24 protein-coding genes are annotated in these 26,220 nt (G+C 67.6%); 11 read left to right on the top strand and 13 right to left on the bottom strand.

Annotated features, from left to right (window positions below; all coding sequences use genetic code 11):
* The first annotated feature begins 6 nt into the window (after positions 1 to 6).
* Both AAG895_RS05735 and moeB read left to right on the top strand, forming a co-directional pair.
* Positions 7 to 456, top strand: coding sequence for a hypothetical protein (locus AAG895_RS05735; protein ID WP_345795237.1), 450 nt, complete (start codon positions 7 to 9; stop codon positions 454 to 456).
* A gap of 8 nt (positions 457 to 464) precedes the next feature.
* Entirely contained in the window at positions 465 to 1,217 is a 753-nt protein-coding gene (gene moeB, locus AAG895_RS05740) for a molybdopterin-synthase adenylyltransferase MoeB (protein ID WP_345794571.1), read from the top strand.
* A 7-nt stretch (positions 1,218 to 1,224) separates the two neighbouring features.
* Here moeB and ribD read toward each other — a convergent pair whose 3' ends face one another.
* The 7 genes from ribD to AAG895_RS05775 all read right to left on the bottom strand — a co-directional run bounded on the left by ribD (position 1,225) and on the right by AAG895_RS05775 (position 8,691).
* On the bottom strand, positions 1,225 to 2,322 hold the full coding sequence (gene ribD / locus AAG895_RS05745; protein WP_345794572.1) for a bifunctional diaminohydroxyphosphoribosylaminopyrimidine deaminase/5-amino-6-(5-phosphoribosylamino)uracil reductase RibD: 1,098 nt from the start codon (positions 2,320 to 2,322) through the stop codon (positions 1,225 to 1,227).
* Positions 2,303 to 2,815, bottom strand: coding sequence for a transcriptional regulator NrdR (gene nrdR / locus AAG895_RS05750; protein WP_345794573.1), 513 nt, complete (start codon positions 2,813 to 2,815; stop codon positions 2,303 to 2,305). The genes ribD and nrdR overlap by 20 nt, the downstream gene beginning before the upstream one ends.
* Positions 2,816 to 2,875: 60 nt before the next feature.
* Positions 2,876 to 4,126 carry a serine hydroxymethyltransferase gene (glyA, locus tag AAG895_RS05755; protein ID WP_345794574.1) on the bottom strand — a complete coding sequence of 417 codons (1,251 nt, stop codon included), beginning with the start codon at positions 4,124 to 4,126 and terminating at the stop codon, positions 2,876 to 2,878.
* 125 nt (positions 4,127 to 4,251) lie between these two features.
* The gene (locus AAG895_RS05760; protein WP_345794575.1) at positions 4,252 to 6,069 is read right to left on the bottom strand and encodes a TRAP transporter large permease subunit; all 1,818 of its coding nucleotides are present in this window, start codon (positions 6,067 to 6,069) and stop codon (positions 4,252 to 4,254) included.
* Positions 6,066 to 6,668 (bottom strand): TRAP transporter small permease subunit, encoded by a 603-nt coding sequence (locus tag AAG895_RS05765; protein WP_345794576.1) that lies wholly within the window; start codon positions 6,666 to 6,668, stop codon positions 6,066 to 6,068. The genes AAG895_RS05760 and AAG895_RS05765 overlap by 4 nt, the downstream gene beginning before the upstream one ends.
* Positions 6,669 to 6,806: 138 nt before the next feature.
* Positions 6,807 to 7,889 carry a TRAP transporter substrate-binding protein gene (locus AAG895_RS05770; protein WP_345794577.1) on the bottom strand — a complete coding sequence of 361 codons (1,083 nt, stop codon included), beginning with the start codon at positions 7,887 to 7,889 and terminating at the stop codon, positions 6,807 to 6,809.
* A gap of 127 nt (positions 7,890 to 8,016) precedes the next feature.
* Positions 8,017 to 8,691, bottom strand: coding sequence for a histidine phosphatase family protein (locus tag AAG895_RS05775; RefSeq protein WP_345794578.1), 675 nt, complete (start codon positions 8,689 to 8,691; stop codon positions 8,017 to 8,019).
* Positions 8,692 to 8,818: 127 nt separating this feature from the next.
* On the opposite strand from AAG895_RS05775, the gene AAG895_RS05780 reads away from it, so the two are divergent.
* Together AAG895_RS05780 and AAG895_RS05785 are read left to right on the top strand one after the other, a co-directional pair.
* Positions 8,819 to 9,415 (top strand): TRAP transporter small permease subunit, encoded by a 597-nt coding sequence (locus AAG895_RS05780; RefSeq protein ID WP_345794579.1) that lies wholly within the window; start codon positions 8,819 to 8,821, stop codon positions 9,413 to 9,415.
* Entirely contained in the window at positions 9,412 to 11,055 is a 1,644-nt protein-coding gene (locus tag AAG895_RS05785; protein ID WP_345794580.1) for a TRAP transporter large permease subunit, read from the top strand. The genes AAG895_RS05780 and AAG895_RS05785 overlap by 4 nt, the downstream gene beginning before the upstream one ends.
* A 126-nt stretch (positions 11,056 to 11,181) precedes the next feature.
* Here the strand turns inward: AAG895_RS05785 and AAG895_RS05790 are convergent, their stop codons facing one another.
* Entirely contained in the window at positions 11,182 to 12,288 is a 1,107-nt protein-coding gene (locus AAG895_RS05790) for a TRAP transporter substrate-binding protein (protein WP_345794581.1), read from the bottom strand.
* A 106-nt stretch (positions 12,289 to 12,394) separates the two neighbouring features.
* Positions 12,395 to 13,741, bottom strand: a complete 1,347-nt coding sequence (pmbA, locus tag AAG895_RS05795) for a metalloprotease PmbA (RefSeq protein ID WP_345794582.1) — start codon at positions 13,739 to 13,741, stop codon at positions 12,395 to 12,397.
* A 65-nt stretch (positions 13,742 to 13,806) separates the two neighbouring features.
* Between pmbA and yjgA the strand changes: the two genes are divergently transcribed.
* Genes yjgA through AAG895_RS05810 form a run of 3 tightly spaced genes read left to right on the top strand, consistent with a single transcriptional unit; the run spans position 13,807 to position 16,252 of the window.
* Entirely contained in the window at positions 13,807 to 14,394 is a 588-nt protein-coding gene (gene yjgA / locus AAG895_RS05800; RefSeq protein ID WP_345794583.1) for a ribosome biogenesis factor YjgA, read from the top strand.
* Positions 14,391 to 14,981, top strand: coding sequence for a molybdopterin adenylyltransferase (mog, locus tag AAG895_RS05805; protein ID WP_345794584.1), 591 nt, complete (start codon positions 14,391 to 14,393; stop codon positions 14,979 to 14,981). Before yjgA ends, mog begins: the two co-directional genes overlap by 4 nt.
* 56 nt (positions 14,982 to 15,037) lie before the next feature.
* Entirely contained in the window at positions 15,038 to 16,252 is a 1,215-nt protein-coding gene (locus AAG895_RS05810) for a class I SAM-dependent methyltransferase (RefSeq protein ID WP_345795238.1), read from the top strand.
* An 11-nt stretch (positions 16,253 to 16,263) separates the two neighbouring features.
* Here the strand turns inward: AAG895_RS05810 and AAG895_RS05815 are convergent, their stop codons facing one another.
* Both AAG895_RS05815 and msrP read right to left on the bottom strand, forming a co-directional pair.
* The gene (locus tag AAG895_RS05815; RefSeq protein WP_345794585.1) at positions 16,264 to 16,947 is read right to left on the bottom strand and encodes a protein-methionine-sulfoxide reductase heme-binding subunit MsrQ; all 684 of its coding nucleotides are present in this window, start codon (positions 16,945 to 16,947) and stop codon (positions 16,264 to 16,266) included.
* 37 nt (positions 16,948 to 16,984) lie between these two features.
* On the bottom strand, positions 16,985 to 17,920 hold the full coding sequence (gene msrP / locus AAG895_RS05820) for a protein-methionine-sulfoxide reductase catalytic subunit MsrP (protein ID WP_345795239.1): 936 nt from the start codon (positions 17,918 to 17,920) through the stop codon (positions 16,985 to 16,987).
* Between the two features lie 213 nt (positions 17,921 to 18,133).
* On the opposite strand from msrP, the gene aroG reads away from it, so the two are divergent.
* The 3 genes from aroG to AAG895_RS05835 all read left to right on the top strand — a co-directional run bounded on the left by aroG (position 18,134) and on the right by AAG895_RS05835 (position 22,365).
* On the top strand, positions 18,134 to 19,216 hold the full coding sequence (aroG, locus tag AAG895_RS05825; RefSeq protein WP_345794586.1) for a 3-deoxy-7-phosphoheptulonate synthase AroG: 1,083 nt from the start codon (positions 18,134 to 18,136) through the stop codon (positions 19,214 to 19,216).
* Between the two features lie 67 nt (positions 19,217 to 19,283).
* Positions 19,284 to 20,387 (top strand): DNA polymerase IV, encoded by a 1,104-nt coding sequence (gene dinB / locus AAG895_RS05830; RefSeq protein ID WP_345794587.1) that lies wholly within the window; start codon positions 19,284 to 19,286, stop codon positions 20,385 to 20,387.
* 13 nt (positions 20,388 to 20,400) lie between these two features.
* Positions 20,401 to 22,365, top strand: coding sequence for an ABC transporter ATP-binding protein (locus tag AAG895_RS05835; RefSeq protein WP_345794588.1), 1,965 nt, complete (start codon positions 20,401 to 20,403; stop codon positions 22,363 to 22,365).
* Between the two features lie 4 nt (positions 22,366 to 22,369).
* Here the strand turns inward: AAG895_RS05835 and AAG895_RS05840 are convergent, their stop codons facing one another.
* Positions 22,370 to 22,921, bottom strand: coding sequence for a cob(I)yrinic acid a,c-diamide adenosyltransferase (locus AAG895_RS05840; protein WP_320366055.1), 552 nt, complete (start codon positions 22,919 to 22,921; stop codon positions 22,370 to 22,372).
* A gap of 155 nt (positions 22,922 to 23,076) precedes the next feature.
* Here AAG895_RS05840 and alaS point away from each other — a divergent pair, with 155 nt between their 5' ends.
* Positions 23,077 to 25,698 (top strand): alanine--tRNA ligase, encoded by a 2,622-nt coding sequence (gene alaS / locus AAG895_RS05845; RefSeq protein WP_345794589.1) that lies wholly within the window; start codon positions 23,077 to 23,079, stop codon positions 25,696 to 25,698.
* Between the two features lie 192 nt (positions 25,699 to 25,890).
* On the opposite strand, the gene AAG895_RS05850 is transcribed toward alaS, so the two are convergent.
* The gene (locus tag AAG895_RS05850) at positions 25,891 to 26,202 is read right to left on the bottom strand and encodes a hypothetical protein (protein WP_345794590.1); all 312 of its coding nucleotides are present in this window, start codon (positions 26,200 to 26,202) and stop codon (positions 25,891 to 25,893) included.
* Between the last annotated feature and the right edge of the window lie 18 nt (positions 26,203 to 26,220).

A 26,220-nucleotide genomic window follows, 5' to 3' on the forward strand; every position in this document is an offset into this window, starting at 1 on the left:
GGCATGATGCGGAGGGAGACCGCCTACAAGCTGGCAGGCAGGCATCACGACCGTCCTCTGCCCGGTGCGGATATCTACAAGCAGCGTGAGATCCGCTTCAAGCCGCTGCCTCCGGGCCAGCTCGAACACGCATGGAAGGCCCTTCAGTTGTTGAAGGGGCTTCAGATCGAGCGCACGGCCGATCCGCTGACCATCGTCGTGCGTTATTCGGTGCTCGACTACTCGCTCGAGTCGCTCGAGGACGCCCTGCGCGACGCCGGCTTCGCACTCGAGAACTCGCTCTACGTGAAACTCGTGCGCGCCATCGTGTATTTCAGCGAAGAGACCCAGCGCCACAATCTGCTCTCGCCCGAGCGCCTCATCAAGCAGTCGAACGAGGTCTATATCCAGGCCTGGGACCACCAGGTCCATGGCGATCATGACGACACGCCGCTCGAACTGCGCGAATACAAGTAGTCCCGACGATGAACGATGACCAGTTGCTGCGCTACAGCAGGCACATCCTGCTGCCCGAGATCGACGTGGAGGGGCAGCAGGCACTGCTCGAGGCGCGCGCGCTGATCATCGGTGCCGGGGGGCTGGGCTCGCCTGCCGCCATGTATCTTGCCGCCGCTGGGGTGGGTACGATCGCGATCGCCGATGACGACACCGTAGACCTGACCAATCTCCAGCGCCAGATCATGCATTCCGCCGACATGGTCGGCCTTCCCAAGGTGGCCTCTGCGCGGGCGACCCTGAACAGGCTGAATCCGCAGACTCGCGTCGAACCCATCCAGCGCCGACTGGATGGCGAAGCACTCGAGGCCGAAGTCGCGCGCGCGGACGTGGTGCTCGACTGCAGCGACAACTTTGCCACGCGGCACGCCATCAACCGCGCCTGCGTGCGCCATCGCAAGCCCCTGGTGTCCGGGGCTGCGATCCGCTTCGATGGTCAGGCCGCCGTGTTCGACCTGCGCCACGCCGACAGCGCCTGCTATCACTGCGTGTTTCCGGAGGGCGAGGACATCGAGGAGGTGCGTTGTGCGGTCATGGGCGTTTTCGCTCCGATCGTCGGCATCATCGGTGCGACCCAGGCTGCCGAGGCCCTCAAGCTCGTCATCGGCTGTGGCCGCACGCTCGATGGCCGCCTGTTGCTGCTCGATGGACTGGGCATGGAGTGGCGCAGCGTGAGCTTCGGCCGCGACCCCGGTTGCTCCGTGTGCGCGGAGGCGCGCTGACGCGCTTTCAGGCGCTCGCGCGGAGACGTGCGATCAGGCGCAGGTCGCTGCCGATCATGCGCAGATCACGGACATCGAGTCGGGGGGCGCGGTCGAGTGCGGTGAGTTCGGGCAGGTTGAACAGGCCCTGCGCGGCATCGCCGACCAACATCGGCGCGAGGTAGAGCAGCAGCTCGTCCACGCAGCCTTCGCGCATCAGCGAGCCGTTCAGCTTGAAGCCGGCTTCGACATGCACCTCGTTGAGCCCGCGCGCACCGAGCGCTTGGATCAATTGCGGAAGATCCACCTTGCCGCTTGCATTGGGGAGCCTCAACACTTCGTGGCCACGGCCGACCAGGGCGGCGATGCGGGCGTGGTCGTCGCTCGCGGTAGCAACGAGGATGGGCGCGCCCTGGAGGATTCGCGCCGTCGGCGCGACGGCGAGGCCGGCGTCGACGAGCACGCGCAGCGGCTGCCGGGTGCAAGGTACATCGCGCACCGTCAGCTGGGGGTCGTCCTCGCGCACCGTGCCGATCCCGGTCAGGACCGCGCACGCCCGCGCCCGCCAGCGATGGCCGTCGGCGCGTGCGGCGGGGCCGGTGATCCACTGGCTTACGCCGTTGGCGAGCGCCGTCTTGCCATCGAGGGTGGCGGCGGCCTTGAGTCGCACCCAGGGACGGCCGCGCGTCATCCGGGAAACGAAGCCCGGGTTCAGTTCGCGCGCCTCGGCCTCGAGCAGACCGTGCTCGGTCACGATGCCCGCAGCCCGCAGGCGCTCCAGGCCACGTCCTGCGACGAGCGGGTTGGGGTCGACCATCGCGACCACGACGCGGGCGACGCCGGCTTCGATGAGCGCATCCGCGCACGGCGGCGTGCGGCCGAAGTGCGAACAGGGTTCGAGCGTGACGTAGGCCGTGGCGCCGCGTGACAGCACGCCAGCCTGGCGCAGGGCGTGAATCTCGGCGTGGGGTTCGCCGGCCCGCTCGTGCCATCCTTCGCCGACCACACCATCCGGGCCTGCGAGCACGCAGCCGACGCGCGGGTTGGGTGAGGTCGTCGTAAGGCCGCGGGCGGCGAGCTCGAGCGCGCGCGCCATCGCGGCATGGTCAGCTGCCGAAAAGGTCATGTTCGGGGTCGGGCCCGGCCTTGCCCGCCTTGCCGCGCCGCGGACGGACCTGCAACTCGCGGATCACTTCGGCGAACTCGTCCACGTCGGCGAAGTTGCGATACACGGAGGCGAAGCGGATGTAGGCGACCTTGTCGAGCTTCTTCAGCTCCTTCATCACGAGTTCGCCGATCTTCTCGCTCGGAACTTCCTGCTCGCCCATGGAGAGCAGGCGCGCCTCGATGCGGTCGACCGCAGCGTCGATGGCCTCGATGGTCACCGGACGCTTGCGCAGGGCGAGCTTCAGGCTGCCAGCGAGCTTGTCGTGGTCGAATTCGGTGCGGTTGCCATTGCGCTTGACGATGTGCGGCATCTTGAGATCGATGCGCTCGTAGGTGGTGAAGCGCTTGTCGCACTTCACGCAACGACGGCGGCGCCTGACGACGTCGCCGTCCTCGTTCTCACGCGTGTCGGTGACCTGGGTGTTGGGATCACCGCAGAACGGGCATTTCATGGCCGGGAGGCATGGACGGGCGGGGTGGGCATCATTGCGGCGCCCGCCCCGCCTGGCAGCTTACTTGCCGTAGACCGGGAACTTCGCGCACAGCTCGGCCACCTGGCCGCGCACGCGCTCGATCACCGTCTGGTCCTCCGGCGCGTCGAGCACGTCGGCGATCAGGTGGGCGATCTTCTCGGCCTCGATCTCGGTGAAACCGCGCGTGGTCATGGCCGGCGAACCGATACGGATGCCCGAGGTGGTGAAGGGCTTCTCGGGATCGTTCGGGATCGAGTTCTTGTTAACCGTGATGTGCGCGCTGCCCAGCACGGCTTCGGCAGCCTTGCCGGTGATCTTCTTGTTGCGCAGGTCGACCAGGAAGACGTGGCTCTCGGTGCGACCGGAGACGATGCGCAGGCCGCGCTCTTCCGACAGCACGCGCGCCATCACGCGGGCGTTGGCGATCACCTGTTCCTGATAGTTGCGGAACTCGGGCGTGGCCGCTTCCTTGAAGGCAACCGCCTTGGCGGCGATCACGTGCATCAGCGGGCCGCCCTGCAGGCCCGGGAAGATCGCGGAGTTGAGCGCCTTCTCGTGCTCGGCCTTCATCAGGATGATGCCGCCGCGCGGACCGCGCAGGGTCTTGTGCGTGGTCGAGGTGACGACGTCGGCGTGCGGCACGGGGTTGGGGTAGAAGCCCGCGGCGATGAGTCCGGCGTAGTGCGCCATGTCGACCCAGAAGATGGCGCCGATTTCCTTGGCGATCTTCGCGAAACGCTCGAAGTCGATGCGCAGCGCGTAGGCGGAGGCGCCGGCGATGATGATCCGCGGCTTGTGCTCGCGCGCGAGCGCTTCCATCCTGTCGTAGTCGATCTCTTCCTTCTCGTTGAGACCGTAGGCCACGACGTTGAACCACTTGCCCGACATGTTCAGCGGCATGCCGTGGGTGAGGTGGCCGCCTTCGGCCAGGCTCATGCCCATGATCGTGTCGCCCGGCTTGGCGAAGGCCATCAGCACCGCCTGGTTGGCCTGCGAGCCCGAGTTCGGCTGCACGTTGGCGGCTTCGGCACCGAACAGGGTCTTCAGGCGCTCGATGGCGAGCTGCTCGGCCACATCCACATGCTCGCAACCGCCGTAGTAGCGCTTGCCCGGATAGCCTTCGGCGTACTTGTTGGTGAGCTGGGAGCCCTGGGCTTCCATCACTGCATGGGAGACGTAGTTTTCCGAGGCGATCAGCTCGATGTGATCTTCCTGGCGCTTGTTTTCGGCCTGGATGGCGGACCACAGCTCGGGATCGACTTTGGCGAGGGTGTCTTGCGAGGAGAACATGGCGTGCGCGTCTGAGAGGAAAAGTGGCGGAATCGTTTGATTCGAAACGCGGATTCTAGCACGCGCACGGGCCTGGAAAGGCAGCGCGCGCCCGAAGGCGCGCGCGAGCAGCGTGGTGCGGGGCGTTACCAGCCGCGCTGGGTGGTGCCGAAGCCCTCGTTGTTGCCTGCCGGCGCGGCGTCGCCGCCCGCTGCGCCGTCACCCGTTCCGCCGTCGGCCGGGCTCGCGCCCTCGCTGCCGCCGGATTCGGTGGGGCTGCCCCCCCAGCTGTCGCTCTGCTGGCCCCAGCCGCCGCCGTCTCCGCCGCCCGGGACGTTGATCTCGATGGTGTCGAGGTCCACCTCGACCTTCTTGTCCAGGGTGAAGGTCACCAGCCCCGGGAAGGCGATCAGCGCGACCACCATGACGATCTGCATGATCACGAACGGGATCGAGCCACGGTAGATGTCCATCGTTCTGACGCCCGCGATCCGGCCCTTGGTGATGCGGTCGATGTAGTCCTTCGCCGGCGCCACACTGCGCAGGTAGAACAGCGCGAAGCCGAAGGGTGGCGTGAGGAAGGAGGTCTGCAGGTTCATCGCCAGCAGCACGCCGAACCACACCAGATCGATCCCGAGCTTGTCGGCGACCGGCGCCAGCAGCGGAATGAGGATGAAGGCGATCTCGAAGAAGTCGATGAAGAACCCGAGGAAGAAGATCATCGTGTTCACGAACACGAGGAAGCCGATCTCGCCGCCGGGCAGCTTGTCGAACAGGTGCTCCACCCAGATCGGACCATCGAGTGCGGTGAAGGTGAAGCTGAAGATGGTCGAGCCGATGAGGATGAACAGCACGAAGCACGACAGGCGGGCGGTCGCTTCGAGGCCGTGCTTGAGCAGCGCCATGTCGAGCTTGCCGCGCGCGTACGCCATGATCATGCCACCCACCGCGCCCATCGCGCCGCCTTCGGTCGGGGTGGCGACGCCGAGGAAGATCGTGCCGAGCACGAGGAAGATCAGCGCGAGCGGCGGGATGAGCACGAAGGTCACGCGCTCGGTGATGCGCGACAGCAGGCCCAGGCCGCTCACCTTGTTGATCATTGCGGCGACGAAGGCGAACAGGGTGCCACCGGTGAGCGCGACCACGATCGTCTCGTCGGCGGCGGGATCGACCTCGGCGCCCTTGAGCGCGGACAGGATCTCGCCGTAGTACATGCCAAAGGTGACGGCGACGATGGTGACGAATACGGTGAAGACGGCGAGCGAGCGCATGCCCGAACTGCCGTCCGGCTCCCGGTAGGTGCGCGCCTCGGGGGGCAGGGCGGGGACCATCGCGGGCTTGAAGATCGCCAGGCCGACGATGAAGAGCACGTACAGGCCAATCAGGATGAAGGCCGGGATGAAGGCGCCCTTGTACATGTCGCCGACGCTGCGGCCGAGCTGGTCGGCGATCACGATCAGCACCAGCGAGGGCGGCACGATCTGCGCCAGGGTGCCCGAGGCGGTGATCGCGCCGCTGGCGATCGCCGGGCTGTAGCCGTAGCGCAGCATGATCGGCAGCGAGATCAGTCCCATCGAGATCACCGCGGCCGCGACCACGCCGGTGGTCGCCGCGAGCAGCGCGCCGACGAAGATCACCGCCAGCGCGAGGCCGCCGCGGATGGGACCGAACACCTGGCCGACGGTGTCGAGCAGCTCTTCGGCCATGCCGCTGCGCTCGAGGACCAGGCCCATCAGGGTGAAGAAGGGGATCGCCAGCAGGGTGTCGTTCTGGATGATGCCGAAGACACGCAGCGGCAGCGCCTGGAACAGGCTGGGCGGCAAGAGCCCGAACTCCATGCCGATGAAGCCGAAGAGCAGGCCGCAGGCGGCGAGCGAGAAGGCCACCGGAAAGCCGGTGAGCAGGAAGATCAACAGCGACCCGAACATCAGCTCGGGCGCGTGGGCGGCGAACAGTTCGATCATTTGCGCACCTCGCCGGCATTGTCGTCATGGGGCGTGGCGTGCGCGGAGTCGTGTGCCTCGTTGCTCTCTTGCGCGCCATGCAGCAGCGGGTTGGGCGCCTTGCCTTGCAGGAAGGCGATGCGCTTGATGAGTTCCGAGATGGCCTGCAGGCCGAGCAGCGCGAAACCGATGGGCACCAGCGCGTACACCGGCCAGCGGATCAGCCCGCCTGCGTTGGACGACATCTCGCCCGAGACGTAGGCACCCTTCACCACCGGCATGGCGAAGTCGATCATGAACCAGCACATCGGCAGCAGGAACACGATGATGCCGGCAATGTCGATGAACATTCGGGTGCGCATGGACCATTTCCCCGCGAGCACGTCGATCCGCACATGGGCGTTCTGGAGGAATGTATAGCCGGCACCGAGCAGGAAGACCGCGCCGAACAGATACCACTGGATCTCCAGGAAGGCGTTCGAGCCGATGTTGAACGCCTTGCGCGCGACCGCGTTTGCGGCGCTGATCAATGCCGCTGCGAGCACGAGCCAGATGATGAACTTGCCTAGGAAGCGGCTTACCGCATCGATGGCGCGGGACAAGCTGAGGAGGGTGTCCATAGGGGTCGCCTTGAACCTTGCGTGCACAAAAACGCCGAGCAGGGCGGGTGGCGCGCTCGGCGGAGGGAAGTCGGGATGCGACGGTTGCGAGGGGGTGGCGGCCGGCAGGCCGGGTCGGGCCCGCCGGCGCCGCACCGCTTAAAGTTTCTGCGAGGCGAGGTACTGGGCGTAGTTGCCCTCGGCCACGGACTCCCACTGCACCTGGTCGGCGAGGAAGCGGCTGTAGTCGGGATAGACCTTCTTCCAGTTCGCGTTCTTCTCGTTGAGCTCGGCATAGACCTCGCGCGAGGCCTTGAAGGCGGCGTCCATGAAGTCCTTCGGGAAGCGCGACAGCTTGGCGCCTTCGGCCACGAGCTGCTTGAGCGCGGTCGGGTTGCGGCCGTCGTAGCGCGCCTGGCAGGTCACGTGGGCCGCGCGCGCGGCCTGTTCCACGATCGCCTTGTATTCCGCCGAAAGGCTGTTCCACTGCTTGTCGTTGATGTACACCGAGAACTGCGTGCTGCCTTCCCACCACGCCGGGAAGTAGTAGTTCTGCGCGACCTTGTGCAGGCCGAGCTTGAGGTCGTCGTAGGGGCCGATCCACTCGGCGGCGTCGATCGTGCCTTTTTCGAGCGACTGGTAGATCTCGCCCGCGGGGATGTTCTGCGGCACGGCGCCGAGCTTGGCGAGCACGCGGCCACCAAAGCCACCGATGCGCATCTTCAGGCCTTCGATGTCCTTGACCGACTTGATCTCCTTGCGATACCAGCCGCCCATCTGCGCGCCGGTGTTGCCGCAGGGGAAGTTCACGATGTTGTACTGGGCGTAGAACTCACGCATCAGCTTGAGTCCGTTGCCCTCGAACATCCACGCCGTCATCGACCGCGAGGTCATGCCGAAGGGGATCGTGCAGTCGAAGGCGAAGGTCTCGTCCTTGCCGAAGAAGTAGTAGGGCGCGGTGTGGGCGCACTCGATCGTGCCCTGCTGCACGGCATCGACGACGCCGAAGGCCGGTACCAGTTCGCCGGCCGGATGTACCGAGATCACGAACTTGCCGCCGGTTGCGTCCGAGACGTTCTTGGCAAAGGCTTCGCTCGCGCCGAACACGGTGTCGAGCGACTTCGGGAAGCTGGAGGCCAGACGCCAGCGGATTTGCTGCTGGGCATGAACGATGGCCGGTGCGGTGCCGGCAGCCAGAATTCCGGCCATGCCGGCGCCCTGCAGAAATTTACGACGTTCCACGGTGTCTCCTTGTCGCGTGAGGTGTGATCGAAAACATCGATGCGATTATAGGAAGACCCGATTCGAGGCCGTAATCCACGGAAAACCCTAATGGTGAGCGCCTACGGCATATTTGATTCCGCTGGCATCAGGCGTCGGGGAGCTCGTCGAGTGCGCTCTGCAGGTGGCTCTCGTCCGCCCAGGCGAGGAGCTTCCAGCTCCCCGCCGTGTGCTCGATCCAGTTCAGTGCCGCATTGGGAATCGCGAAGTCTCGGGCGGGCTCGAGACCCTGGCCGCTGGCGAGGCGGTGCACGATGTCGAGCACGCCGCCATGGGTGACCACCACCACCGCCTCGCCGGTGTGGCGTCCGGCGATCTCCTCGAGCGCAGCATGGACGCGTGCGGCGAGTCCGACCAGGCTCTCGCCGCTGTCGGGTACGGCGAAGTGCGGTTCGCGCGCCTTGAAGCGCTGGAAGTGCTCGGGGTGGCGGTGCTCGGCCTCGTCGTAGGTCAGGCCCTGGAAATGGCCATAATGGCGCTCGCGCAGGCGGGGGTCGTGCATGGGGGCGAGCGCGTGCGTGCGTGCGATCGCTGCGGCGGTCTGGCGCGCGCGCTGCAGGTCGCTGCTGTACAGCGCCGAGAAGCGAAAGCCTGCACGGGCAAGGCTGAGCGCGGTGGCCTCGGCCTGGCTCAGGCCGGTGTCGTTGAGCGGGATGTCGATGTGGCCCTGCAGGCGGCGCTCGGTATTCCAGGCGGTTTCGCCGTGCCGGACGAGGCAGATCCGGCATGAGTTGGATGAGATTGGTGTCTGTCGCGATTTCATCGTTTTATCGGTCCGGACCGCGCGAGATCACGTCCCGGTGTGAAATAATCAGCGGTCCCTGATGTTCAATTGCGTCCGTTTCGGGCGCCGGGCGGCCCGCTGCCGCCCCTCGTCGTGGAGTTTTTCCGTGTCCTTTCTGCTGCGCTTATCCCGCTTGATCGACTGGATCAATGAGCGGGTCGGTCGTGGCGTGATGTGGCTGGTGCTGATCGCAGTGGTGATCAGCGCCGGCAACGCGCTCGTCCGCAAGCTGTTTAACACAAGTTCAAATGCCCTGCTCGAGATCCAGTGGTACCTGTTCGCGGCCATCTTCATGCTCGCGGCGGGTTACACCTTCCTGCGCAACGAGCACGTACGCATCGACCTGGTGACCAATCGGCTGTCCGCGCGCGGGCAGAACATCGTCGACGTGATCGGCATCCTGCTCTTCCTGCTGCCGATGGCGGTGCTGATCCTGTGGCTGTCATGGCCGATCGTGATGACCTCGGTGCAGTCGGGCGAGATGTCGCAGAACCCGGGTGGCCTGATCCGCTGGCCGGTGAAGATGCTGCTGCCGCTCGGCCTCGGCCTGCTCGTGCTGCAGGCGGTGTCCGAGCTGATCAAGCGCATCGCCTTCCTCACCGGGCATGGCCCCAATCCGCTGCGCAAGAAGTCCGCCGGTGCAGCGACGGAGGAACTCGTCGCGGCGATCAAGGCGCAGCGCGGGGGGAGGGCGGAACCATGACCGAGTTCGTCATCGCCAACATGGCGCCGCTGATGTTCGCGTCCATGATCCTGTTTCTGCTGTTCGGCTTTCCGGTGGCGTTCGCGCTCGCCGCCAACGGCATCCTGTTCGGCCTCATCGGCATCGAGCTCGGCCTCCTCCATGGCGCACTGTTCCAGGCTCTGCCCGAGCGCATCTTCGGCATCATGGCCAACGACACCCTGCTCGCGGTGCCCTTCTTCACCTTCATGGGCCTGATCCTCGAGCGCAGCGGCATGGCCGAGGACCTGCTCGACACCATCGGCCAGCTCTTCGGGCCGGTCCGCGGCGGGCTGGCGATCGCGGTCGTCATCGTCGGCGCGCTGCTCGCGGCCACCACGGGCGTGGTCGCTGCCTCGGTGATCTCGATGGGCCTGATCTCATTGCCGATCATGCTGCGCTACGGCTACGACCACCGCCTCGCCACCGGTGTCATTGCCGCCTCGGGCACGCTGGCGCAGATCATTCCTCCCTCGCTGGTCCTGATCGTGATGGCCGACCAGCTCGGCCGCAGCGTCGGTGACATGTATCAGGGCGCGCTGCTGCCGGGCCTCATGCTCACCGGGTTCTACGTCGTCTATGTCATGCTCGTGTCGATCTTCCGACCGTCCCATGCGCCGGCGATGCCGCTGGAGGCGCGTACGCTGCGTGAAGCCGACGGCTCGAGCGGGCTGCGTTCGCTCGCGGTGCTGGCGGCGATCTCGGTCGTGGGCGCCTGGCTGTTCGCCAGCCAGATCTATCGCGCCGATGCGCCGCGTGACGAGGTGGTCGTGGTGTCGGCGATGGTCGGCATCGGCATTGCCTTCGTGGCCGCGATGATCAACCGCATGTTCGGCATCGGCCTGCTGTCGCGCATGGCCGAGCGCGTCACCTTCGTGCTCATTCCGCCGCTCGGCCTGATCTTCCTGGTGCTCGGTACCATCTTCATCGGCGTCGCCACCCCGACCGAAGGCGGCGCGATGGGCGCGCTCGGTGCGGTGCTGATGGCGGTCGCGCGCAAGCGTCTGTCGCTGCCGCTGCTCAGGCAGGCGATGGACTCGACCACCAAGCTGTCGTGCTTCGTGATCTTCATCCTCATCGGCTCGAGCGTGTTCGGCCTCACCTTCCGCGGCGTGGATGGCGACCTGTGGGTCGAGCACCTGATGACCTCGCTGCCCGGCGGCCAGACTGGCTTCCTGGTCGCGGTGAACATCCTGGTATTCGTGCTCGCCTTCTTCCTCGACTACTTCGAGCTCGCCTTCATCATCGTGCCGCTGCTCGCGCCGGTGGCCGACAAGCTCGGCATCGACCTGATCTGGTTCGGTGTGCTGCTGGCGGTGAACATGCAGACGTCCTTCCTGCATCCGCCCTTCGGCTTCGCGCTGTTCTTCCTGCGCTCCGTCGCCTCGGAGAAGGTGAAGACGACCTCGATCTACTGGGGCGCAGTGCCCTTCGTGATCATCCAGTTGATCATGGTCGGCCTCATCATCGCGTTCCCTGGCCTGGTGTCCTATGGCGATGGCGGCGCGAAACCGGTGCAGCAGCAGGAACTCGATCTCGATCAGCTCCTGCACGGCGGCGGCGGTCCGCCCCCCGCTGGCGATACGAACACCGACCTGTTGCGCCAGTTGCAGGGCAACTGAGCGCACGGGCGCAGGTGAAGCCGGGCGCAGGCCCGGCTTCTTCATGGGCAGCCCGAGACGAGGGCTGCGCCCCGAAGCAAAGAAAAACCCGCGCAACGCGCGGGCTTTCGCGGGCGGGTGAGGTGCTCAGCGCACCGACTGCATGAAGCGGTCGAAGCCGGCCTCGGCAACGCTGAACCACGCGTTCTGCGACTTCCGGTACTTCTCGAACTCGGTGTAGATCTTTGCCCACGCCGGGTTCTTGGCCGCTTCCTCGGCGTACAGCTCGCGCGACACCTCGTAGGCCTTCTTCATGATCTCGTTGGAGAAGTTCTGCAGCTTCACGCCCTGCGCCAGCAGGCGGGCGAGCGCCTGCGGGTTCTTGTGGTCGTACATCGCGGTCATCTGGATGTGGGCCTCGCGCGACGCGGCGCGGAACGCAGCCTGGTATTCCTTCGGCAGCTTGTCCCACTCGGCCTTGTTCACATAGAAGTGCACCGCCGGACCCGGCTCCCACCAGCCCGGGGAGTAGTAGTTCGGCGCGACCTTGTAGAAGCCGAGCTTCTCGTCGTCGTAGGGGGCGACCCATTCGGCGGCGTCGATGGTGCCCTTCTCGAGCGAGGGGTAGATGTCCGAGCCCGCGATCTGCTGCGGGATCGCGCCCATGCGCGACAGGATCTCGCCGCCGAGGCCGGCGATGCGGATCTTCAGGCCCTTGATGTCCTCGAGGGTGTTGATCTGCTTGCGGTACCAGCCGCCCATCTGCACGCCCGTGTTGCCGCCGAGGAAGGAGTAAACGTTGTAGGCGCTGTAGAACTCGTCGAGCAGCTCCTGGCCGCCGCCGCCGATGACCCAGGCGTCCATCTGGCGGGCGTTGAGGCCGAAGGGCACCGCGGTGCCGAAGGCGAAGGTCTTGTCCTTGCCGACGTAGTAGTACGAGCAGGAGTGGCACATCTCGACCGTGCCCTGCTGCACGGCGTCGAGCGCCTGCAGGCCGGGGACGATCTCGCCGGCGGGGAAGACGCGGATGTCGAACTTGCCGCCGGTGATCTCGCGCAGGCGGTTGGTGAGCAGCTCGGAACTGCCGTACAGCGTGTCGATGCTCTTCGGGAAGCTCGACGTCATGCGCCACTTGATTTCGGGCAGCCCGGTCTGGACGGCGGGGGCGGCGACGGCCGCGGTCGAGGCGACACCGGCAGCGGCGCCAGCAGCCAGGCCAACACCAGCCTTCTTGAGGAATGAACGACGTTCCACGATTTCTCCTTGCGAGTGCGTGTAATTACAGCGAACGATTATAGACCCCGGGTGAGCCGCGGAGCGCCTCGATTCCAGGGGTGTCAGGGTATCTACCAATGCGGCCTCAACGGCCGGCGACCTTCATGCGCTCGATCAGCACCGAGCCGCACAGCTTGGCGCCGCGCGGCAGGGCGTCGTTACCCACCGCGACGATGTTGCGGAACATGTCGCGCAGGTTGCCGGCGATGGTGATTTCCTCGACCGGGTGCTTGATCCTGCCCTTCTCGACCCAGAAGCCTGCCGCACCGCGCGAGTAATCGCCCGTGACGTAATTCACGCCGTGGCCGAGCAGTTCGGTCACGAGCAGGCCGCGATCCATCTGCTTGATCAGGCCGGCGAGATCCTGCTCGCCCGGCTTCACGATCAGGTTGTGCGAGCCGCCCGCGTTGGCGGTGGTCTGCATGCCGAGCTTGCGCGCCGAGTAGGTGGACAGGAAGTAGCCGTTGAGCACGCCGTCGGTGACCACCTCGCGGTCGCGGGTGGCGACGCCGTCGCTGTCGAAGGGGCTCGAGCCGAAGGCCTTTCTGAGGTGCGGGCGTTCGGCGATGCTCACCACCGGGGAGAACACCAGCTGGCCGAGGCTGTCGAGCAGGAAGCTCGACTTGCGGTAGAGCGCGCCGCCGCTCACCGCCTGCACGAAGTTGCCGATCAGCGCCACCGCGAGCGGCGCCTCGAACAGCACCGGCACCTCGCAGGTACGGATCTTCTTCGCGCCCAGGCGTGCCAGTGCGCGCTCGCCGGCGAGGCGGCCGACGTCCTCCGCCGCCATCAGTTCGGCGGGATCGCGTCGCGAGTCGTACCAGAACTCGCGCTGCATGCCGTCGTCCTCGCCGGCGATCACCGAGCACGACAGGCCATGGCGGGTTGTGGCGTAGCCGCCCAGAAAGCCGTGGCTGTTGGCCGACACGAAGTGCGACTGCTGTACCGACGTGTTGGCGCCTTCCGAATTGGTGATCTTCGGACTCACCGCGAAGGCCGCGTCCTCGCAGCGCCGGGCGAGTTCGATGGCCTGCGCGACGTCGATGTTCCAGGGGTGGAAGAGATCGAGTTCGGGCGACTCCTTCGCCTTCGCCATCAGCGCGGCGTCGGCCAGGCCGGCGCAGGGGTCGGGCGCGGTGAAGCGTGCGATCGACAGCGCGGCGTCAACGGTCGCCTTGAGCGCCTTCTTCGAGAAGTCGGAGGTGCTCGCGTAGCCGCGCTGCTGGCCGAGATAGACGGTGACCCCGACGCCCTTGTCGCGGTTGTACTCGATGGTGTCGACCTCGCCGCGGCGCACCGCGACCGACTGGCCGAAGCCTTCGGAGACATCGGTCTCGCACGACGAGGCGCCGCGCTTTTTCGCGTATTTGAGGATGTCGGTGGCGATCTCGGCGAGATGCGCCTGCGAGAAGGAGAAGCCTTGGCTGGACATGGGCGGGCCGGGTGCGTGCAAAGGCTATAATCTTAACCCGATCGAGCCAGCCCCCCATCCAAGCAATGCGCCACCACCATTCCGACCCCGCGGACGAGGACGACTTCCCCGAGCCGCCGAGCAAGAGCAGCCGCAAGCGGGACATGCAGGCGCTGCAGGATCTCGGCGAGGCGCTCGTCGCGCTCTCGCCCGAGCGCCTCAAGAAGGTGCCGCTGCCCGAGACCCTGTATGAAGCCATCCGTGCCGCCCAGGGTTTCAAGATGGAGGCGCGCCGCCGCCAGCTCCAGTACATCGGCAAGCTGATGCGCAAGATCGACCCCGTGCCGATCCAGGCCCAGCTCGACGCCTTCGCCGGCAACTCGGCCGCCGAGGTGGCGAAGATGCACCGCCTCGAGCGCCTGCGCGAGCAGCTGCTCGAAGACGAGCAGACCATCGGCACCATCGCCGAGACCTGGCCCGAGGCCGACCTGCAATACCTGCGCACGCTGCGCCGCAACGCCTTGAAGGAGCGCGAGGCCGCCAGGCCGCCCAAGTCCTTCCGCGAGATCTTCCGTGTGCTGCGTGAGCTGCAGGAAGCCAGCGACGCCGCAGCCGAGGCCGAGGCGGAGCGCGCTGCCGGCGACGACGCCACCGAACAGGGACCGAACCCATGAGTGAACACATTCGCATCGGCCTGGTGTCGATCAGCGACCGCGCCTCCGACGGCACCTACGAAGACCAGGGCATTCCCGCGCTGAAGGACTGGCTGGGCAAGGCGCTCACCTCGCCGTGGAGCGCCGAGACCCGCCTCATCCCCGACGAGCGCGCACTCATCGAGCGCACCCTGGTCGAGCTGGTCGATGACGCCGGCTGCAACCTGGTGCTCACCACCGGCGGCACTGGCCCGGCGGTGCGCGACGTGACCCCCGAGGCCACGCTCGCCATCGGCGACAAGGAGATGCCCGGCTTCGGCGAGGAGATGCGTCGCATCAGCCTCAATTTCGTGCCCACCGCGATCCTGTCGCGCCAGGTCGCGGTGATCCGCGGCAAGTGCCTGATCGTCAACCTGCCCGGTCAGCCCAAGTCGATCCGCGAGACGCTCGAGGGCGTGCGCGATGCCGACGGCGGCGTGCGCCATCTCGGCATCTTCGCCGCGGTCCCGTACTGCATCGACCTTGTCGGCGGCCCCTACATCGAGACCGATGACGCAGTGATCAAGGCTTTCCGCCCCAAGCACGCGATCCGGCCGAAGCAGGCGTGAGCCCCTCGAGCGCGCCGGCCGAGCTGGTCTGGGAGGAGAGGGCGGACGACGGCGTGATGCGCAGTGTCAGCGCGCGCTGGCGCTCCGAGAGCGGCCAGGCGCCACCGCGCCGGGTGGTGATCGCCGACGACACCACCAAGGCCGACGCCGCCTGGCGCCTGGCCTGCGAGGGGACCGCGCTGCTGTGGCGCGGCGACTACCACAACGCCCGCCAGTTGCTGCAGGCGATGGCGCGCCGCGCCGACGCCCGTACGCGAAAGCCGGCCAAGGCAGGCAAGGTCGCCAGGGCGGGCAAGTCGCCGGCCACCCCCGCGGAGGCCTTTCACTTGCACCGCATGGTCCAGGCGCAGCGCGCGCGCACGCTGGGCATGCTGCTGATTCCCTTCGAGGCCGGCGCGCGCATCCCGCTGCGACGCGCGCCCGAGGTCGCCGCAATCCTTGCCGAGGCGGTCGCCGGTACGCCGGATGCGGATCTGGCTTCGGCGCCGTTCGTGATGTCGCTGCGCGAGCTGCTCGGCCTCGTCGGCGCGCACGAATGGCGGTGCAAGGGCGTGGACATCCCCGCGCTCGGTGCCCGCATCCACCCCTGGTACGGCGTGTACTCGCCGATCCGCGGTGAATACCTCGATCTGGTCATGCGCGCGCCGCTGCCCGCGACCACGCGCGCCTTCGACATCGGGACGGGTACCGGCGTGATCGCCGCGCTGCTCGCGCGCCGCGGGGTGACGCGCGTGGTGGCCACCGACGTGTCGCCGCGTGCGCTGGCTTGCGCGCAGGAGAACCTCGCCCGCCTCGGGCTGTTGGCGGAGGTCCCGGAGCAGGGCAGTGGTCTTGAGGCAAGCGCTGGCGCGGGCTCGTCTGGCCATCACGCGTCCGCCGGCCGCGTCGATCTGCTTCAGGCCGACCTTTTTCCGCCCGGCCGCGCGCCGCTGGTGGTCTGCAACCCGCCCTGGGTGCCGGCCAAGCCGAGCGCCGCGATCGAGCACGCGGTGTACGACCCCGACAGCCGCATGCTGCGCGGCTTCCTCGCCGGTCTGGCGGAACACCTCGAGGAGGGCGGCGAGGGCTGGCTGATCCTGTCCGACCTTGCCGAGCATCTCGGCCTGCGCACCCGCGCCGAATTGCTCGGCTGGATCGAGGGGGCCGGGCTGAAAGTGCTCGGGCGCGAGGACATCCTTCCGCGCCACGGCAAGGCGTCCGATGCGGACGATCCGCTGCATGCCGCACGTGCAGCGGAGACCACCTCGCTCTGGCGTCTCGCCCGGCGCTGAAGCGTCGGAACCTACTGGCGCGGCACCAGCCGGATCACCTTCTTCTCGAGGTGCTTCGCCGGCGGCGGCACCGAGAGCTGGCGGCGGCGTTCCAGTTCGCGCCACCACCCGCGCAGGCCGAGCAGCACGGCGAGGATCACCGCATACAGCAGCGGTCTGCTGATGTCCGCCTTCACCAGCCACCAGAAGTGCAGTACCGCGAAGATCGCGATCGCGTAGGTCGAGCGGTGCAGCGACTGCCACTTGCGCCCGCCGAGCCGGCGGATGGCCAGGCTGTTCGAGGTCGCGGCGAGCGGAATCATCAGCACGAAGGCGGCGAAACCGACCGTGATGAAGGGGCGGTCGAGGATGTCGAGCGCGATCGCGTACCAGTCGAAGAACTGGTCCAGCCAGAGGTAAATGGCGAAATGGCTGAACGCGTAGGCGAACGCGAACAGCCCGAGCATGCGGCGCAGGCGCAGCAGCCAGTGCAGGCCGGTGAGGCGGCGCAGCGGCGTGACGGTCAGGGTGATGAGCAGCAGCCGCAGCGCCCATTCGCCGCTCGCGCGGGTGAGGGTCTCGATCGGATTGGCGCCGAGCGTGTCCGCCTGCCAGCCGAGGGCGAGATTCAAAGCGGGCAGCAGGCAGAGGGCGAAGACGATCGCCTTGAACGCGGAGATCGTGCCCGCGGAGGGGGCCTTGAGGGAGGGGAGCATCGTGTGCAGTGGCAGGGCCGCGTGGCGCGGCCGGTGTTCAGTAGAATTTCTTGAGATCCATGCCTTGGTAGAGGCTGGCGACCTGCTCGGCGTAGCCATTGAACATCTGCGTCGGGCGCTTGCGCAACTCGCCGATGCGGCGCTCGCTGGCCTGGCTCCAGCGCGGGTGGCGCACTTCGGGGTTCACGTTGGAGTAGAAGCCGTATTCCTGCGGCGCGAACTTGTTCCAGGCGGTGGCGGGCTCCTTCTCGGTCAGGCGGATGGTGACGATCGACTTGGCGCTCTTGAAGCCATACTTCCACGGCACCACCAGGCGCAGCGGCGCACCGTTCTGGTTGGGAAGCACCTCGCCATATACGCCGACGGCGAGCAGGGTCAGCGGATGCATCGCCTCGTCCAGGCGCAAGCCTTCGGTATAGGGCCAGTCGATCACGTCACGGATCATGATCTTGGGGTCGTAGTGGGTGACGAACTCGACGTATTTCGCGCTGCCCAGCGGCTCGACCTCCTTGAGCAGCGCCGCGAGCGGAAAGCCCACCCAGGGCACCACCATCGACCAGGCCTCGACGCAGCGCAGGCGATAGATGCGCTCCTCGAGCGGGGCGAGCTTCAGCAGTTCGTCGATGTCGAAGCGACGCGGCTTGCCGACCACACCCTCGACATTCACCGTCCATGGGCGCACGGCCATCTTCTGTGCATTGCGTGCCGGATCGGATTTGTCGGTGCCGAACTCGTAGAAATTGTTGTAGGTCGTGATCGCCTTGAAGTCTGTCGGAGCTTCGGTGGTGCTCAGCGCCGAGGGCACGGTCTGCAGCTTGTTCGCCGCGCGCGCGCGGCCGGGCAGGCCGTGCCACAGCGCCGCACCCGCCACAAGGCCAGCGCCGCTGCGGGCGAGGAAGGCGCGCCGGCGTTCGAACAGGCTGCGAGGGGTGATTTCCGACGGCAGTACGTCGGCGGGTTTCTGGATCAGCATCGTCATGGGCTCTTTGGTAACGGTCCGGCAGGGGTTGCCGTCGAGTTGCAGCGGCAGGATTCGCGCGCGGCGGTGCCGGTGCATGTGTACCAACAGACGCGGCAGACGGCGATCGGTTCATATCATCGTGCTTATAGTCCGCATCGGGTCCGCCTGGGGGCGCCTTTCCGCTAGAATCGCGCATCCCCGCAAAGATCCAAGGAAAGGCACAGCATGACCGCCTCCATGAAAGTCCACATCGACGACGTCCGCATCCAGGAGATCAAGGAGCTCGTGCCGCCGGCGCACGTGCTGCGCGAGTACCCTGCCACGCCCAAGGCGGCCGAGGTCGCCTATGAGGCACGCCAGGCGATCCACCGCATCCTGTACGGCGCCGACGACCGCCTGCTGGTGGTGATCGGGCCGTGCTCGATCCACGACCCCAAGGCGGCGATGGAGTACGCGCACAAGCTCAAGGCCGAGGCCGCTCGCGTCAAGGACGATCTCTTGATCGTCATGCGGGTGTATTTCGAGAAGCCGCGCACCACGGTGGGCTGGAAGGGGCTGATCAACGACCCCGGGCTGGACAACAGCTTCCGCATCAACGATGGCGTGCGCCTGGCGCGCAAGCTGCTGTGGGAAGTGAACGAGCTCGGCTTGCCCGCCGGGACCGAGTTCCTCGACATGATCACCCCGCAGTACATCGCCGACCTGATCTCGTGGGGGGCGATCGGCGCGCGCACGACGGAGAGCCAGGTGCACCGCGAGCTCGCCTCCGGGCTGTCGTGCCCGGTCGGCTTCAAGAACGGCACCGACGGCAACCTGCGCATCGCCGCCGACGCGATCAAGGCCGCCCAGGCGCCGCACCACTTCCTGTCGGTGACCAAGGCCGGCCACTCGGCGATCGTGTCTACCCGCGGCAACGAGGACTGCCACGCCATCCTGCGCGGCGGCAAGGAGCCCAACTACGATGCCGCCAGCGTGGATGCAGCCTGCCAGACGCTGGCCTCCGCCGGCGTGTGCAACAAGATCATGGTCGACTTCTCGCACGGCAACAGCCGCAAGCAGCACCGGCTGCAGATCGATGTGGCGCGCGATGTCGCCGCGCAGCTCGCGACCGGCGAGGAGCGCATCATGGGCGTGATGGTCGAGTCCCACCTCAAGGAGGGTCGCCAGGACCTGGTCCCCGGCAAGGAGCTCGAGTACGGCAAGAGCATCACCGACGCCTGCATCGGCTGGGAAGACAGCATCGAGGTGCTCGACATCCTCGCCGAGGGCGTGCGCCAGCGCCGCGTCAAGCGCGCCGCCGAGTTCTGAGTCACCGCTTTCGGGCGCAAGCGGGAGGGCCTGCCGTGCGCAGGCCCTTTTGCATCGCGTGTCGCGCATGAGCAATCCCACGCGCAAGATCATCCACTGCGACTGCGACTGCTTCTACGCCGCGGTCGAGATGCGCGACGACCCCGCCCTGCGCGGCCGGCCGATCGCGGTGGGCGGGCGCGCCGAGACGCGCGGCGTGATCGCCACCTGCAACTACGAGGCGCGTGCGTTCGGCGTGCATTCGGCGATGTCCACCGCGCGCGCGCTCCAGCTGTGCCCGCAGCTGATCCTGCTGCCGCCCGACTTCGAGCGCTACCGCGAGGCCTCGCGCCGCATCCTCGCCATCTACCGTGACTACACCCCGCTGGTCGAGCCGCTCTCGCTCGACGAGGCCTACCTCGACGTCACCGGGGTCGAGCGCTGTCGTGGCTCGGCCTCGCTGATGGCGCAGGAGATCCGCGACCGTATCCGCGCAGAGGTCGGCATCACTGCCTCGGCCGGCATCGCGCCCAACAAGTTCATTGCCAAGGTGGCGAGCGACTGGAACAAGCCCGACGGCCAGTTCGTCGTGCGACCGCAGGACGTCGACGCCTTCGTTGCCGCGCTGCCGGTGAAGAAGATCTTCGGCGTCGGCAAGGTGACGGCAGCGAAGCTCAACCGCCTGGGCGTGCATACCTGCGGCGAGTTGCGCGCGTGGGGCGCGGCCGAGCTGACCCAGCAGTTCGGCAGCTTCGGCGCCAGCCTTTACCGGCTGTGCCGCGGCATCGACGAGCGCGCGGTGCAGCCCGACCGCATCCGCAAGTCGCTGTCGGTGGAGACGACCTATGCCCAGGATCTGCCCGATCTCGCCGCCTGCCGCAGCGCGCTCGATGCGCTGATCGCGGACTTCCAGCGCCGCTTCGAGCGTGCGCGGGAGCCGCGGCCGGTGCACAAGGCGGTGGTGAAGATCCGCTTCGCGGACTTCTCGCGCACCACCGCCGAATGCGTGTGCGAGGTGCCGGACGTGCGCATCTGGCAGGCCCTGCTCGAGGAGGCGTATGCGCGCAAGGGGCTGGCGGTGCGCCTGCTCGGCGTCGGCGTGCGTTTTTCCGAGGCGCTTGCCGTGCCGGTGGCGGCGCAGATTTCGCTGTTCGACCCCGCGCCGGATACGGCCGCGGACCAGACCCACTGATACGGAGTTCTCCATGGTCGATGTTTCCGCGCCCGGGCCGGGCAAGGTCTCGCCGCCCGCATCGGCTGCCGCCGCCGCGCCTGTCAGCGAGCCGCCTCGCCCGGATGAAGCAGCTGCGGACGCGTCGTCGGTGCCGCTCGAGGCGGGTGCCCCCGAGCGTCCAGTCAGCCTCGGTGCGCTGTACGGCGCGCTCTGGCGGCACGCCGCGGGTGCGCGCCACCTGCTGCTGTTCGCCTTCCTGCTGCTGCTCGCTTCGCAGCTGTTCAAGCTCGCCGTGCCCTGGCTCGCCGGCAATGCGATCAACCTGATCCAGTCCGGCGGGCTGGAGGCGATGAACGAGGCGGCGCGCTGGCTGGCGATGGTGTTCGCGGCCATCGTGGCGAGCTGGGTGCTGCACGGCCCGGGGCGCATCCTCGAGCGCAACGCCGCGCTCAGGGTGCGCGAGCGGTTGTCGGCGCTGCTCGTCGGGCGCCTGCTCGCGGCGCCGCTCTCCTGGCACGAGCGCCATCACTCCGGCGAGACCACGCACCGCGTGCAGCAAAGCACCAACGCGCTCTACGACTTCGCCCAGAGCCAGTTCATCTACCTGCAGAACACCGTGCGCCTGGTGGGGCCGATCGTCGCGCTGTGGCTGATCTCGCCGCTGGTGGGTGCGGTCGCCACGCTGGGCTACGGCTTGATCGGTCTGCTGATCACGCGCTTCGACCGCGTGATGATGCGCATCGCGGTGGACGAGAATCGCGCCGAGCGGGCGTATTCGGCGACGCTGGTCGACGTGCTCGGCAACGTGCTCTCGGTGCTCGCGCTGCGCCGCGGGGCCGGGGTGGCGCGGCTGATCGGCGAGCGCCTGCTCGCGGTGTTCGGGCCGCTGAAGAAGAGCATCGTGTTGAACGAGGCCAAGTGGTGCTCGGTGGATCTGCTCGCGAGCGCGCTGTGGTGCGTGCTGGTCGGCGTGTATGCGGCCGAGGCCGCCGGCGTGTTCGGCTTCGGCGCGGCGGCGGGTGGGGCCGCAGCGGCGGCAGGCACGATCGCGCTCGGCAAGGTCTTCATGGTGTACGAGTACTCGCAGCAGGCTGGTGGGGTGATCACCGCGATCGCCGCCCACTTTCAGTCGCTCGCCCGCCAGCGCGCCAACTATGCCGCGGCCGAACCGCTGTTCTCCGCGCCGCAGACGGCCGCGGCGGCCGACGAGGGCACGCCTGCGGGGGCGCACTGGCGCACGCTGGTGCTCGAGGGGGTGCGCTTCGCCCATGGCGATGCGCGGGCCGCCGCGCTGGAAGTCGAGCGTCTCGAGTTGGTCCGCGGGCGGCGCTATGCGCTCGTCGGTCCCAGTGGTGCGGGCAAGACCACGTTGCTGCGCCTGCTCGCCGGGCTGGATGCGCCTGCTGCGGGTCGCCTGACCCTTGACGGTAACGCGGCCGCGGACATGCCGGCGCGCCTGCGCCCGCTGGCGACGCTGATCCCTCAGCAGGCCGAGATGTTCGACGGCACGCTGGGCGAGAACCTTCGCCTCGGCGAGGCTGCATCAGCGGAGCGCGTGGCGGCTGCGGTGCATGCCGCCGGCGCGGATGCGGTGGTCGAGGGCCTGGCTCAGGGGCTGGATACACGCGTGGTGGAGGGCGGCGCCAACTGGTCGGGCGGCCAGCGCCAGCGCCTCGCGCTGGCGCGCGGCGTGCTTGCCGCCGAAGGCACGAGCCTGCTGCTGCTCGACGAGCCCACCAGCAGCCTCGATCCGGAAACCGAGGCGCGGGTCTATCAGCGCCTGTTCACGCACTTTGCCGATGCGACCCTGGTGTCCTCGGTGCATCGGCTGCACCTGCTGGACCGCTTCGACGAGGTGATCCTGATGCGCGCCGGGCGCATCGAGGCGGTGGGCCGCGCCTGGGAGCTGGCGCAGGGTTCAGCCTTGTTCCGCGAGCTCCTCGCCGCCCAGGCGGTGAGTGGCGAGGCGCCCATGAGCGCGGCGCCCGGCTCCTGACGCCTCACGCATTCTTGCGCTTCTGCCACAGCACGTCGCCGCGGCCGCCGGCGCGGTTGAGCACGCGGCCGAGCACGAACAGCAGGTCGGACAGACGGTTGAGGTACTGGCGCGGGGCGTCATTGACCGCTTCTTCCAGTGCCAGCGCCACCAGCGCACGTTCGGCGCGGCGGCACACGGTGCGGGCGTGGTGGGCGTAGGCCGCGGCGCGGGTGCCGCCGGGCAGGATGAAGTCCTTGAGCGGCTCGAGGGGTTCGTTGAAGCGGTCGAGCTCCTCCTCGAGGTGGGTGACCTGCTTGTCGGTGATCATGCTCATGCCCGGGATGCAGACCTCGCCGCCGAGATCGAAGAGGTCGTGCTGCACGTTGGTCAGCAGCACGCGCACGTCCTCCGGCAGTTCCTCGCAAAGCAGCAGGCCGATGATGGCATTGGTCTCGTCGACCTCGCCCAGCGCGTGGATACGCAGGCTGTTCTTGGAGACGCGCTTGCCGTCGCCCAGGCCGGTGGTGCCGGCGTCGCCGGTGCGGGTGTAGATCTTGGAGAGGCGGTTACCCATGGTGTGCTCGTGTCCCGTGGTTGGTTGACGTTCGCGTCAATTATAGGCGAAGCCCGTCCTGGAGCGGGGGCGGCAAATGACGCGCTTAAGCTCATGATAAACTTGCGCATTCGCCTGCAGTGCGGGCCAATCGTCCAGAAAACACGCAAACTTCCATGAAATCCGCCGAAATCCGCGACGCCTTCCTCAAGTTCTTCGAGTCCAAGGGTCACCAGATCGTTGCCTCCAGCTCGCTGGTGCCGCACGAGGACCCGACGCTGCTGTTCACCAACGCCGGCATGAACCAGTTCAAGGACGTGTTCCTCGGCTTCGACAAGCGCGCCTACACCCGTGCCACCACCTCGCAGAAGTGCGTTCGGGCCGGCGGCAAGCACAACGACCTCGAGAACGTCGGCTACACCGCGCGCCACCACACCTTCTTCGAGATGCTGGGCAACTTCAGCTTCGGCGACTACTTCAAGCGCGACGCGATTTCCTACGCCTGGGAACTGCTCACCGAGGTCTTCAAGCTGCCCAAGGACAAGCTGTGGGTCACGGTGTACGCCGAGGACGACGAGGCCTACGACATCTGGACCAGGGAAGTCGGCGTGCCTTCTGATCGCGTGATCCGCATCGGCGACAACAAGGGCGCGCGCTACGCCTCGGACAACTTCTGGATGATGGGCGACACCGGTCCCTGCGGCCCGTGCACCGAGATCTTCTACGACCATGGCGAGCACATCTGGGGCGGCCCCCCGGGATCGCCCGAGGAGGACGGCGACCGCTACATCGAGATCTGGAACAACGTGTTCATGCAGTTCAACCGCGACGAGCAGGGCGTGATGCATCCGCTGCCCAAGCCCTCGGTGGACACCGGCATGGGCCTGGAACGCATCTCGGCCGTGCTGCAGGGCGTGCATGCCAACTACGAGATCGACCTGTTTCAGGCGCTGATCAAGGCTGCCGCGCGTGAAACTTCGGCCGCGGACATGGATTCGCCCTCGCTGAAGGTGCTGGCCGACCACATCCGTGCCTGTTCCTTCCTGATCGCCGACGGCGTGATCCCGGGCAACGAGGGTCGCGGCTACGTGCTGCGGCGCATCATCCGCCGCGCGATCCGCCACGGCTACAAGCTCGGCGCGCGCGCCGCCTTCTTCCACAAGATGGTGCCCGACCTGGTCGGCGAGATGGGCAGCGCCTATCCGGAACTGAAGGCCGGCGAGCGCCGCATCATGGATGTGCTGCGCCAGGAAGAGGAGCGCTTCTTTGCCACCATCGAGAACGGCATGGCGATCGTGGAGGCCGAACTCGCCGCGATGGAAGCGGCGGGCAAGAAGGTCTTCGACGGCAACACCGCCTTCAAGCTGCATGACACCTACGGCTTCCCGCTCGACCTCACTGCAGACATCTGTCGCGAACGTGACGTGACCGTGGATGCCGCCGCCTTCGACGCCGCGATGGCGCGCCAGAAGGAGCAGGCGCGCGCCGCCGGCAAGTTCAAGATGGCGGCCAACCTCGACTACGACGGCCCCGAAACCACCTTCCACGGCTACACGCTGCTGGAAGAGAAGGGCAACATCCTCGCGCTGTACAAGGACGGCGCCCCGGTGAATGAACTGCTCGAGGGCGAGATGGGCGTGGTCGTGCTCGACCACACCCCGTTCTACGCGGAGTCGGGCGGCCAGGTCGGCGACCGCGGCGAGCTGCGTGGCGCGGCCGGCATCTTCGGCGTCGAGGACACGCAGAAGATCCAGGCCGCGGTGTTCGGCCACCACGGCGTGGTGCGCACCGGCAAGCTGGCGGTCGGGCAGGGCGTGTCCGCCCGGGTCGATGTCGCCGCCCGCGCCGCCACCGCGCGCAACCACTCGGTCACCCACCTCATGCACAAGGCCTTGCGCGAGGTGCTCGGCGGCCATGTGCAGCAGAAGGGCTCGCTGGTCGATCCCGACAAGACCCGCTTCGACTTCGCCCACACCGCGCCGATGAGCGCCGAGGAGATCCGCGAGGTCGAGGAAATCGTCAACCGCGAGATCCTTGCCAACAGCGCGACGCAGGCAGAGGTCATGGCGCTGGAGGCGGCGCAGAAGTCGGGCGCGATGATGCTGTTCGGCGAGAAGTACGCCGACGAGGTGCGCGTGCTGTCGATCGGCACCTCGAAAGAGCTGTGCGGCGGCACCCACGTTGCGCGCACCGGCGACATCGGCCTGTTCAAGATCGTGACCGAAGGCGGCGTCGCCGCCGGTATCCGCCGCGTCGAGGCGATCACCGGCGAGAACGCGCTGCGCTACGCGCAGGAGCAGGAGCGCCGCGTGCAGGGCATGTCGGCGCTGCTCAAGGTGCAGCCCGACGAGGTCGCCGAGCGCGTCGCCGGCATCCTCGACAACGTGCGCACGCTGGAGAAGGAACTGGCCCGCCTCAAGAGCAAGCTCGCCGCCAGCCAGGGCGACGAGCTGGCGAACCAGGCGGTGGACGTGGGCGGCCTCAAGGTGCTCGCCGCCGTGCTCGAAGGCGCCGACGTGCCCACGCTGCGCGACACCATGGACAAGCTCAAGGACAAGCTCAAGTCGGCGGCGATCGTGCTGGCGAGCGTGGGCGAGGGCAAGGTCAGCCTGATCGCCGGCGTCACCGCCGACCACACCGCCAAGGTCAAGGCCGGCGAGCTGGTCAACTTCGTTGCCCAGCAGGTCGGCGGCAAGGGCGGCGGCCGCCCCGACATGGCCCAGGCCGGCGGCACCCAGCCGGAGAACCTGCCGGCGGCGCTGGCGGGGGTGAAGGCCTGGGTGGCCGGGAAGCTGTAAACCTCAGGCTGGCGCTTCCCTGGAGTGGGGCGCCGCCTGCTGGATGGGAGGCTTCCGGATCGGGTGCGGTGGCGGCGATCGGCCGACGGGGGCGTTCCACAGAACGCCTGTCGCCCGCCGCGCACCGAGCGCGTCGCCATCCTGGCGGCGGATGCGGCATTGCCGCATGACGATCACGCTCTGGACAAGCTCCTAGCCGATCTCCGCGAGGAACCTGGCCCGCGCGCGCTGCAGTGCCAGCCGGCCTGCCTCGTCCGCGACACCGAGCGCCGTGCGGTGATAGGTCTCGAACGCGGCCTTGACCTTCGCCGCGTCGATCGCCGCTGAGGCCTCGGCCGGCACCGCGGGCGGCGGGGTCTCGCCGGGGATGGGCTGCAGCGCTGCGTGCTTGGGGACGAACTCCGTGCCGCCACCGTCTGCCGCGGCCGTCATCGGACCCACCTTGGTGTAGCTGCGGCCTTTCCACTGGAAGCGGGAGCCGATCGGGAGCAGATCGATCTTCATCGGTGGCTGAGGGTGTGT

It is taken from the genome of Thauera sp. JM12B12, from assembly GCF_039614725.1.
Classification (GTDB): Bacteria; Pseudomonadota; Gammaproteobacteria; order Burkholderiales; family Rhodocyclaceae; genus Thauera.

Excerpts from the sequence above, each read along its gene's own strand:
- glyA (WP_345794574.1), bottom strand. The coding sequence starts at position 4,126 with ATGTTCTCCTCGCAAGACACCCTCGCCAAAGTCGATCCCGAGCTGTGG.
- AAG895_RS05785 (WP_345794580.1), top strand. The coding sequence starts at position 9,412 with ATGACCGAGTTCGTCATCGCCAACATGGCGCCGCTGATGTTCGCGTCC.
- AAG895_RS05765 (WP_345794576.1), bottom strand. The coding sequence starts at position 6,668 with ATGGACACCCTCCTCAGCTTGTCCCGCGCCATCGATGCGGTAAGCCGC.
- alaS (WP_345794589.1), top strand. The coding sequence starts at position 23,077 with ATGAAATCCGCCGAAATCCGCGACGCCTTCCTCAAGTTCTTCGAGTCC.
- msrP (WP_345795239.1), bottom strand. The coding sequence starts at position 17,920 with ATGCTGATCCAGAAACCCGCCGACGTACTGCCGTCGGAAATCACCCCT.
- yjgA (WP_345794583.1), top strand. The coding sequence starts at position 13,807 with ATGCGCCACCACCATTCCGACCCCGCGGACGAGGACGACTTCCCCGAG.
- AAG895_RS05735 (WP_345795237.1), top strand. The coding sequence starts at position 7 with ATGCGGAGGGAGACCGCCTACAAGCTGGCAGGCAGGCATCACGACCGT.
- AAG895_RS05810 (WP_345795238.1), top strand. The coding sequence starts at position 15,038 with ATGCGCAGTGTCAGCGCGCGCTGGCGCTCCGAGAGCGGCCAGGCGCCA.
- AAG895_RS05840 (WP_320366055.1), bottom strand. The coding sequence starts at position 22,921 with ATGGGTAACCGCCTCTCCAAGATCTACACCCGCACCGGCGACGCCGGC.
- ribD (WP_345794572.1), bottom strand. The coding sequence starts at position 2,322 with ATGACCTTTTCGGCAGCTGACCATGCCGCGATGGCGCGCGCGCTCGAG.
- aroG (WP_345794586.1), top strand. The coding sequence starts at position 18,134 with ATGACCGCCTCCATGAAAGTCCACATCGACGACGTCCGCATCCAGGAG.
- AAG895_RS05760 (WP_345794575.1), bottom strand. The coding sequence starts at position 6,069 with ATGATCGAACTGTTCGCCGCCCACGCGCCCGAGCTGATGTTCGGGTCG.
- AAG895_RS05775 (WP_345794578.1), bottom strand. The coding sequence starts at position 8,691 with ATGAAATCGCGACAGACACCAATCTCATCCAACTCATGCCGGATCTGC.
- mog (WP_345794584.1), top strand. The coding sequence starts at position 14,391 with ATGAGTGAACACATTCGCATCGGCCTGGTGTCGATCAGCGACCGCGCC.
- nrdR (WP_345794573.1), bottom strand. The coding sequence starts at position 2,815 with ATGAAATGCCCGTTCTGCGGTGATCCCAACACCCAGGTCACCGACACG.
- AAG895_RS05835 (WP_345794588.1), top strand. The coding sequence starts at position 20,401 with ATGGTCGATGTTTCCGCGCCCGGGCCGGGCAAGGTCTCGCCGCCCGCA.
- moeB (WP_345794571.1), top strand. The coding sequence starts at position 465 with ATGAACGATGACCAGTTGCTGCGCTACAGCAGGCACATCCTGCTGCCC.
- AAG895_RS05850 (WP_345794590.1), bottom strand. The coding sequence starts at position 26,202 with ATGAAGATCGATCTGCTCCCGATCGGCTCCCGCTTCCAGTGGAAAGGC.
- dinB (WP_345794587.1), top strand. The coding sequence starts at position 19,284 with ATGAGCAATCCCACGCGCAAGATCATCCACTGCGACTGCGACTGCTTC.
- pmbA (WP_345794582.1), bottom strand. The coding sequence starts at position 13,741 with ATGTCCAGCCAAGGCTTCTCCTTCTCGCAGGCGCATCTCGCCGAGATC.
- AAG895_RS05815 (WP_345794585.1), bottom strand. The coding sequence starts at position 16,947 with ATGCTCCCCTCCCTCAAGGCCCCCTCCGCGGGCACGATCTCCGCGTTC.